The organism is Verrucomicrobiota bacterium, assembly GCA_037139415.1.
Classification (GTDB): domain Bacteria; phylum Verrucomicrobiota; class Verrucomicrobiia; order Limisphaerales; family Fontisphaeraceae; genus JBAXGN01.
Window position 1 is genome coordinate 1 of the sequence record JBAXGN010000277.1, and the last position, 7,203, is coordinate 7,203.

Sequence of the window (7,203 nt, forward strand, 5' to 3'; positions counted from 1 at the left end):
AAGACCTTGTCCGTCCCAAACAAGACCTTGTCCGTCCCAAACAAGACCTTGTCCGTCCCAAACAAGACCTTGTCCGGCTCAGACAAGACCCTGTCTGGCTTGGACAAGACCCTGTCCGATCTGGATAAGACCCTGTCGCACTGTCACCCGACGGTGAATGTCCTCCCTCAATCCGAAGGATTGACAGCCAGTAGCCGGTGTTGTCCGGAGGGGGAGGGGCCGGACCACCGGTACCGTGGAGAAGCACGAATGCACCCCGAAGCGGGTGCCAGAGATTCTGAGGCTATGCCTTTCCGAATAATCCTTGAGGCGTTGTTATGGTGCTAACGGCAGAACTGACCGACGCGGGCGGTCGGTGATTTTCGAATTGGCAACAGACGCAGCTCGCCCGCGTTCGGTCCAGTGATTTTGTTCGGCATCATTCGAGTCCTCCACTCTCATGCACAATCCACGGTGCACCACTCGCAAGTACACCGACGAAGAAGGATGCAGTATTTCCAAGAAGCGACGCGACCAACGCCCGCCGCCAACTGACCCCAACAAAGCCGCCCCCCTGAAGGAATGGTAAGGATGCCAGAAGCTTAAGGAGGAGGGCATCGACCAGAACCACCCCCGGCTCAAGAAACCAGAGCGACACTCGACCTGTGAGCGGTAGAAACGCGAATAGGAATACCACCACGTTCGCGGCAACAAACATGCCGAACGAGGGGACAATCAACACTCCGGAGGAAACCAGGACAAGTGTCGCGATGCCAGACTCGATCACCAACGCCCAAAAGGCGACGATACCAAAAGCAATTAGCGACTGCCCATCAATCATCACAGGATTTGCGCGAGCGATAACCGGGAGCAACAGAAGGACTGCGATGGCTAAACGTGCTTTCATATAGATGCCGAACAGTCTTATTGAACGAACGATTCGTTCATTGTATTCGGTTTCCAGTTTTTCGTCATGGTGCTGACAATCTCCACAAATGGGCCTGGGGTCAATGTGAAAAGGTCATTGCTAGAGAATCGTTTCAGCATGGGTGGCGGTTGCAGCGCATGGGGTTTTGCCTTTGGCTCACGTGGGGGGGGGCCAACTTCACCCCTATCGCGATCCAGCGCTACGTTGAGGCGGTTTGGACCATTTTGGCTACCAGGCAGTCGTCGGCTTTTTCACCCGTTAAATAAACGCGCTTCTGACTTGACGTTTGATTAAAAAGGGCGACACTACGCCCCCCGGTTCATTGCCGGGGAGACGCTGGCACCAGAACCGGATGCCAGGCAAGACTTGATTCCACAGCCCCGTTCAGGTGCACCCAGAGTTAGTCACTCACCGAGGCTATGGCATTATAGATAGGGCGCGCGGCCCAATGGGCGTGTGCCAAACGATTTTATGGACCATATACGTAACTTAGCGATCATCGCGCACGTGGATCACGGTAAGACCACGTTGGTGGACTGTTTATTGAAGCAGTCCGGCACCTTTCGTACCAACCAGGCCATCTATCAGGATGAACGCATCATGGATTCCATGGATTTGGAACGGGAGAAAGGCATCACCATCCGCGCCAAGAACGCGGCGTTCAAGTACAAGGAGTACCACATCAATATTGTGGACACTCCCGGACACGCCGACTTCGGCGGCGAAGTGGAACGCGCCATGAGCATGATTGACGGGGTGCTGCTGGTGGTGGATGCCACGGACGGCCCGCAGGCGCAGACGCGGTTTGTGTTGCGCAAGGCCCTGGAGAGCGGTGCCAAGCCCATCGTCGTCATCAACAAGATTGACCGCGAGAATTCCAATCCCAAGAAGGTGCTGGACCTGGTGTTTGATTTGTTCGTCAGCCTGCACGCCACGGATGAGCAGTTGGACTTTCCGTATGTGTACGCCAGCGCGCGTGATGGTTACGCCAAGCTGGACATGAGCCATCCCAACACCAACATGGATGCGCTGTACGACGCCATCGTCAAGTATGTGCCGCCGCCCCGCGCGTTTGCCGGCGAGGGCTTCCAATTGCTGGTTTCCAACTTGGATTATTCGGATTATCTGGGCCGTATCGCCTTCGGCAAGGTTTATTCCGGCAAGATCAAGGTTGCGGAACCGGCGGTGTGCATTCACGGGCACGGGGTTAAGAGCAATGGTAAAATCACCGCCATTTACCACTTTGAAGGTATGAAGCGCATCGAGGTGCAGGAAGCCCATGCGGGTGATATTGTCGGGGTTGCGGGGTTTGAGGACGTGTTCATTGGGGAAACCATCGTGGATAACACGGATCGTCCGGGGTTGCCATTCCGCCCGATTGACCCGCCGACCATTCAAATGCAGTTTGCTGTCAATGACGGTCCGTTGGCCGGACAAGACGGTCAATTGGTCACTGCCCGTCACATCTGGGAGCGGTTGGTGAAGGAAATCCGCACGAACGTGGCGTTGCGCATTGCGCAGACGGACGCCCCCAATATTTTCAATGTGGCCGGACGCGGTGAAATGCAAATCGCCATCCTGGTGGAGCAGATGCGGCGCGAGGGCCATGAAGTGCTGGTCTCCCGTCCTGAAGTCATCTGGCACAAGGACAAGGACGGCAACCTGCTCGAACCCATCGAGAAGATGTTCCTGGAAATCCCCAAGGAATCCATGGGACCCATCATGGAGAATTTGTCCAACCGCAAGGCGGACATCACGCACATGGATCACCATGGCGATCAGGTGGGCATCGAAGCCTTCATTCCCATGCGCGGTTTGATCGGGTTTGAAACCGACCTCGTCAATACGACGCGCGGTATGGGTGTATTCAGCCATTTGTTCCACGAATACGGGCCGGATCGCGGCGAGGTCATCTCCCGCAAAAACGGTTCGCTGGTCAGCATCGAGAATGGCGTGGCGACCGCCTACGCACTGAACATGACCCAGGAACGCGGCCGCTTATTTGTCGCGCCCGGTGACAAGGTGTATGAGGGGATGATCGTCGGTGAAAACGCCCGGGATGCAGACATCCCCGTCAATCCGACCAAGATCAAGCATTTGACGAACATGCGTTCCAAGGGTGATGGCGTGGGCATCCAATTGGAGCCGCCGTTGCGCATGTCGCTCGAACGCGCACTGGAATACATTGGCTCTGACGAATACGTGGAGGCCACGCCCAAGAATCTGCGGTTGCGCAAGAAGCTCCTGGATGAAGTCGCGCGCAAGCGTGCCGCGCAGGGCAAAGGCACCCGCGTGATTCAGGATTAAGCGGCACTGGTAGCCATGCCCAGCGTCTTCATCAAAACCTTCGGGTGTCAGATGAACGAGCGCGACTCGGAAGCCGTCGCGGCGCAGCTTCTAGCCAAGGGTTATACCCTGACGCCCTCCGAGACGGACGCGGACGTCGTGCTGCTCAACACGTGCAGCGTGCGGGATTTTGCGGAGCAGAAGGCGCTCAACAAAATGCAGAACGTGGCGCGGGAGAACCGCCGCGGGAAGCGCACGGCCGTGCTGGGCTTCATGGGCTGCATGGCGCAAAGTCGGGGCAATAGCCTGATTGAAAAGCTGCCCGACGTGGACCTCGTCCTCGGTACCCAAAAATTCCATCGCGCCGCCGAATACGTGGATGACCTCCTCTCCGGACGCCGGGACAAGGTGGTGGATACCGACGAGGAAGCCGGCAGCGAGTCCCGCATCCGCGAGCACCTGCTCGAAGGCGGCGGCAAGAAGGCCGTCACCGCCTATGTCAGCATCATGCAAGGCTGCAACCAGCTTTGCACCTTCTGCATCGTCCCCTCCACCCGTGGCCTGGAACGCAGCCGCCCCATTGCCGACATCGTCACCGAGTGCCGCGAACTCGTGGCGCAGGGCGTCAAGGAAATCACCCTGCTCGGGCAGATCGTCACCAGCTATGGCAAGCGCGAGATTCCCGTGGCGGATGGCAAGTCCGGCTTCGTCCAGTTGCTGGAGGCCGTGCACGCCATCGAGGGGTTGGAGCGCATCCGCTTCACCGCGCCGCATCCCAAGGGGTACGGCGATGATCTGGTGGAGGCGTACGCGCGCCTGCCCAAGCTGATGCCCAGCGCCCATATCCCAGTGCAGAGCGGCAGCAACCGCGTCCTGAAACTGATGCATCGCGGCTATACCCGCGAGCGTTTCCTGGAAATCATTGCCAAGCTGCGCCAGGTGCAGCCAGGAGTGGGGGTGGTGACCGATATCATCGTTGGGTTCCCCGGTGAGACCGAGGCCGACTTCGAGGAGACCGCGTCGCTCGTCCGCGATGCGCAATTTGACCAGGCCTACATGTTCAAATACTCCCCGCGCAAAGACACGCCGGCGGCGGACATGCCCGATCAACTGCCCCAGGAGGTCAAGGATGATCGGCACCAACGCCTGCTCGAACTTCTGAATGCGCAGGTCAAAGCCCGCTACCAGCGGATGGTCGGGCAGTACACCCGGATCCTTGTCGAGGGCCCCAGCAAGCGCAACGCCGACCGCATGATGGGGCGTACGCCCTGCAATAAAATCCTCCTCTTTGATGGTTCAGACCGCTTCCAGGGCCAACTGGTGGATGTGCAGATTGTGCGTGCCGGTGCCTTCACACTTTATGGCGATCCGGCCATCGTAAACCTTGAACCGGAGCCGGTTCCCCATGGGGGCGCAGCTTGACAACACTCCTTACAAGCGGCATCCAGGAATACCCCTCACCCGGCCTGCGGCCACCCTCTCCCCTTCGAGGGGAGAGGGGCAGGGGTGAGGGGTTATCACTGACAAGGCAGACTCCTTCCGTATGTGGACATCGCAACGATGAGCCCGCACCATGGATGAACCAACAAAAAGGGTGGACAGAACCACACCTTTGCACCTTTAATCGCCCCGTTTATGCAAATTAAATTATCATTGCTGTCCGTGTTGCTCGGGCTGGGAGTCGCCGTGCCCAGCATCTACGGGCTGGCCAAGCCCGCCGAATTCCGCGCGGCGGTCCGGAAATTCCCCCGCAGCCTGGGCTGGGGCTACGCCCTCATGCTGCTGGGCACGCTTTGGTTTGCGTACAACGTGAAGCAGGAGCAGATCGCGGATTTCGAGCCGCTCAAGCCCTACCTCATCGGCCTGTTCGTGGCCGTCGGCGTGGGCGCGTGCATTTTCCTCACCGACTTCCTCGCCGTGCGCGGCGCGGCCGTGCTCATGCTGCTGCTGGCCAAGCTCATGGTGGATACCGCCCGTAATCCTGAACCCGATACGTACTGGCGCCTGGTCATTGTCACCTGGGCCTACGTCATGGCCGTGATCGGCATGTGGTTCACCATCTCCCCCTGGCGCATGCGCGATTTCCTGGACTACATCAGCCTCGACGAGCGGCGCGTGCGCCGCTGCAGCGCGGTGCGCGTGGCCTTCGGCTTTTTCATCCTGCTGCTCGGGCTACTCGTGTTTTAACCCCACCGGAACCCCCGTTTTATGGACGAGACCAATTCACTGATCGAACAGCGCAAGGCCAAGCTCGCCTCCCTGCGCGCCAAGGGCATCAACCCCTTCGCCAACAAGTTCACCCCGGCGGAAACCTGCGCCGCCGCCCGCGCCAACTACGCGGAGAACCGCGCTGTGGCCCTGGCCGGGCGCATCACCGCCCATCGCGACATGGGCAAGAGCATGTTTCTGGACATCAAGGACCAGAGCGGGCGCATTCAGGCCTACGCCCAGAAGAATGTGCTCGGCGATGAACAGTTTGACATCTTCAAGCACCTCGATCTCGGCGATTTCATCGGCGTCAAGGGCATCATGTTCACCACTCACAAGGGCGAGATCACCGTCAAGGTCGAGTCCTTCACCATTCTGGCCAAGGCCCTGCGCCCGCCGCCCCAGCTCTGGTACGGGCTGGAGGATACCGAACTGCGCTACCGCCAGCGCTACCTCGACCTGATCGCCAATGACACCGTCAAGCACACCTTCCTGCTCCGCAGCGAAATCCTGAAGGAAATCCGCGCCTTCTTCCACGAGCGCGGCTTCGTGGAAGTCGAGACGCCGATGATGCAGGCCATCCCGGGGGGCGCGGCCGCCGCGCCGTTCGTCACGCACCACAACGCGCTCGGCTGCAATTTCTACCTGCGCATCGCCCTGGAGCTTTACCTCAAGCGCCTGCTCGTGGGCGGCATTGACCGCGTCTTCGAGATCGGCCGCAACTTCCGCAACGAGGGCCTCTCCCGCAAGCATAATCCGGAATTCACCATGCTCGAAGCCTACCAGGCCTATGGCGACTACGAGACCATGATGGAAATCACCCAGACCCTTATCAGCCGCATCGCCCAGAAGGTCCTCGGCAAGCTCATCATCGAGCACAAGGACAAGGACGGCAACGTCATCAAGACCATTGACCTCACGCCCGCCTGGCGGCGCGCCAGGTACAAGGACCTCATCCGCGAAAAGGCCGGGAACGATTGGTTTGAACTCACCCCCGCGCAGCGCCGCGAGCGCGCCGTCTCCCTCGGCGCGGAGATCGGCAAGGAATATGAGGACTTTGAAGTCACCGGGGCCGTCTTTGAGAAGCTGATCGAGCCGACCCTCATCCAGCCGACCTTCGTCACCCATCTGCCCAAGGAACTCGTGCCGCTGGCCAAGCTTTCCCCGGACGATCCCTCCACCGTGGAAGTCTTTGAATGCTGCATCAACGGGCAGGAGATCGCCCCCGCCTACTCGGAGCAGAACGACCCCATCGAACAGCGCGAGCGCCTGGAACACCAGGCCGGCGGCGAACAGCAGAAACTCGACGAGGACTTCCTCGCCGCCCTGGAACACGGCATGCCGCCCGCCGGCGGTTTGGGCATCGGCATTGACCGCCTCTGCATGATGCTCCTGGGCCAGGAAAGCATCCGCGACGTCATCCTGTTCCCACAACTCAAGCCAAAATAACCTGCGCTGCGCGGCATTCAGGGGCGCGCGGACGGTGGTGGGGGAGAGATGCGCTCGATTGCGCTCTCGATCTCCGATTTTAGTGACCTGTTAAGATTCGTGCGCATCTGGAGTTGCTGCAAGGCGGGCAAGGCGGACGCGGCATTGGTGCGGAATCGGCCAAGCGCGTCTGCCGCATACCAGTCAACCGTTAAGTCCGGGTCAGCTAAAGCTTTGACGAGTGCGGGTATGCATTTTTCGGGGTCACTTCTGATTGTACCTAACGCCAAGACCTCCGAGGAACGTATGGATCCATCTTGATCCGCTATACACCTGCGCATAAATACCGCTACATATGAACTGGAAAAACCTTG

General features: G+C 59.3%; 6 protein-coding genes. 5 read left to right on the forward strand and 1 reads right to left on the reverse strand.

Annotation, left to right across the window (positions count from 1 at the left end):
• On the forward strand, positions 1-327 hold a 327-nt coding region (locus tag WCO56_27910), incomplete at its 5' end, for a hypothetical protein (protein MEI7733429.1).
• 91 nt (positions 328-418) lie between these two features.
• Here the strand turns inward: WCO56_27910 and WCO56_27915 are convergent.
• Entirely contained in the window at positions 419-886 is a 468-nt protein-coding gene (locus WCO56_27915) for a hypothetical protein (GenBank protein MEI7733430.1), read from the reverse strand.
• Positions 887-1,378: 492 nt separating this feature from the next.
• On the opposite strand from WCO56_27915, the gene typA reads away from it, so the two are divergent.
• The 4 genes from typA to lysS all read left to right on the forward strand — a co-directional run bounded on the left by typA (position 1,379) and on the right by lysS (position 6,850).
• A complete protein-coding gene (typA, locus tag WCO56_27920; GenBank protein ID MEI7733431.1) occupies positions 1,379-3,214 on the forward strand; it encodes a translational GTPase TypA in 1,836 nt (611 codons plus the stop codon).
• A gap of 15 nt (positions 3,215-3,229) precedes the next feature.
• Positions 3,230-4,615, forward strand: coding sequence for a tRNA (N6-isopentenyl adenosine(37)-C2)-methylthiotransferase MiaB (gene miaB / locus WCO56_27925; protein MEI7733432.1), 1,386 nt, complete (start codon positions 3,230-3,232; stop codon positions 4,613-4,615).
• Positions 4,616-4,828: 213 nt separating this feature from the next.
• Positions 4,829-5,380, forward strand: coding sequence for a hypothetical protein (locus WCO56_27930; protein MEI7733433.1), 552 nt, complete (start codon positions 4,829-4,831; stop codon positions 5,378-5,380).
• 21 nt (positions 5,381-5,401) lie between these two features.
• On the forward strand, positions 5,402-6,850 hold the full coding sequence (gene lysS / locus WCO56_27935; protein MEI7733434.1) for a lysine--tRNA ligase: 1,449 nt from the start codon (positions 5,402-5,404) through the stop codon (positions 6,848-6,850).
• Positions 6,851-7,203 lie beyond the last annotated feature (353 nt).